The organism is Streptomyces sp. a15, from assembly GCF_059026085.1.
This window is the reverse complement of sequence record NZ_JBWLKM010000225.1, coordinates 1-1,470: the sequence shown is the minus strand read 5'-3', so window position 1 is coordinate 1,470 and position 1,470 is coordinate 1. Positions and strand designations below refer to the sequence as shown.

At 65.2% G+C, this 1,470-nt stretch carries 2 protein-coding genes; both read left to right on the top strand.

Going from position 1 to position 1,470, the window contains the following annotated elements; translation table 11 throughout:
* Window positions 1-2: 2 nt before the first annotated feature.
* A complete protein-coding gene (locus tag AC5P09_RS51770) occupies window positions 3-959 on the top strand; it encodes a carbohydrate ABC transporter permease (RefSeq protein WP_493880603.1) in 957 nt (318 codons plus the stop codon).
* The coding region (locus AC5P09_RS51765) for a carbohydrate ABC transporter permease (RefSeq protein WP_493880602.1) at window positions 956-1,470 on the top strand (515 nt) is incomplete at its 3' end. The genes AC5P09_RS51770 and AC5P09_RS51765, both read left to right, overlap by 4 nt.

The window sequence follows — 1,470 nt, the reverse complement described above, 5'->3', positions numbered from 1 at the left end:
AGATCCCGGAGGCGGCCGCCGTGCCGCCTGCGGGCACTGCCCCCGCCAAGAAGAAGGTGCCTCACGGGCACCGCCGTCTGCTGACCCGCCGCGACCGGTTCACCCTGGCGCTGATGGCGGGTCTGCCCACGCTCCTGCACATCGCCCTGGTGTGGGTGACGGCCTTCGCCTCGATCGCGCTGGCCTTCACCACCTGGGACGGCATCGGCTTCGACTCGATCAAGTGGGTCGGGCTCCAGAACTTCAAGGAGCTGTTCGAGCAGAACCCGCAGTTCTGGCCGGCCGTCCAGCACAACGTGATCTGGTTCGTCGTCCTGATCGCGATCCCGACCCCGCTGGGCCTGTTCCTGGCCGTGCAGCTGGACAAGAAGATCCGCTTCAGCCGGGTCTACCAGACCGCGTTCTTCCTGCCCGTGGTCATGTCGATGGCCGTGATCGGCTTCGTCTGGCAGCTCATCTACAACCCCGACACCGGCCTGATCAACAGCGTCATCGGGGCCAACGAGCCGGGCAAGTACATCGACTGGATCGGCGACCCCGACCTCAACCTGTGGGCCATCCTCATCGCCGCGTCCTGGCGCCACACCGGCTACATGATGATCCTCTACCTGGCCGGCCTCAAGGGCGTGGACCCCTCCCTGCGCGAGGCGTCCTCGCTGGACGGGGCGAACGAGTGGCAGACGTTCAAGAACGTCATCTTCCCCACCCTGCGCCCCACCAACACCGTCGTCCTGGTCGTCACCATCATCGAGGCGCTGCGCGCCTTCGACCTGGTCTTCGTCTTCAACAAGGGCGCCGAGGGCACCGAACTGCTCTCGATCCTGGTCACCAACAACATCATCGGCGAGTCCAGCCGCATCGGATACGGCTCCGCGATCGCGGTCGTGCTGCTGCTGATCTCCCTCGTCGTGATCATCCCGTACCTGGTGTCCACCTTCCGGAAGGAGCGGCGCGCATGAGCACCACCGTCATGACCAAGACCCGCACGCCCGTCCGCCCGGCCCGGATCCTGCTGCACCTCTTCCTCGCGGGCGCCTCACTGGCCTGGCTCGGGCCGCTTTTGTGGGCGCTGTACTCGGCGATGCGCCCCTACGCGGAGACATCCGAGAAGGGCTATGTCTCCTGGCCCGACAAGCTGAGCTTCGACAACTTCACGAACGCGTTCACGCAGTCGGACATGGGGCACTACTTCGTCAACACGATGATCATCGCGGTGCCGGCGGTGCTGGTGACGCTGTTCCTGTCGTCGATGGTGGCCTTCTACGTCAGCCGCTTCGACTTCCGCATCAACCTGTTCCTGCTGCTGGTGTTCACCGCCGGCAACCTGCTCCCGCAACAGGTCATCATCACCCCTCTGTACCGCCTGTACCTGCTCATCGACCTGCCCGGCATCACCATGAGCGGCAAGCTGTACGACTCCGCGCTCGGCCTCGTCCTCATCCATGTCGCGTTCCAGTCCGGCTTCTGCGC